The 338-nt window shown below is 47.9% G+C and carries 1 protein-coding gene; it reads right to left on the bottom strand.

Features of this window, described 5'->3' with window-relative positions; all coding sequences use genetic code 11:
• Nucleotides 1-54: 54 nt before the first annotated feature.
• Nucleotides 55-338 (bottom strand): peptide-methionine (R)-S-oxide reductase MsrB (gene msrB, locus SPADD19_RS11110; protein WP_128861649.1); only part of this gene is annotated, 284 nt, incomplete at its 5' end.

Raw genomic sequence — 338 nt, forward strand, 5'->3', positions numbered from 1 at the left:
GAAGTTCGCTGACGTCCGTACTCACCTAAGGAAAGTTTCTAAGATGCTTTTCTATTATCTCAATGCTTTTGCCAAATAACCATATCCTTCTTGCTCCATCTCTTCTTTTGGAATAAAGCGCAGAGAGGCCGAATTGATACAATAGCGAAGGCCACCTTGGTCTTTGGGTCCATCGGTGAAGACATGGCCGAGATGGGCATTGCCTGAGCGGGAACGAACTTCGATCCGCTCCATTCCGTGGCTATGGTCCTGGTAATAGTGGACCACATCTTTGGCAATGGGACGGGAGAAACTTGGCCAGCCACAGCCAGATGCAAACTTATCCTTGGCAAAAAAGA

Origin of the sequence: Streptococcus parasanguinis (assembly GCF_001578955.1) — a bacterium.
In the GTDB taxonomy this organism is placed as follows: domain Bacteria; phylum Bacillota; class Bacilli; order Lactobacillales; family Streptococcaceae; genus Streptococcus; species Streptococcus parasanguinis_U.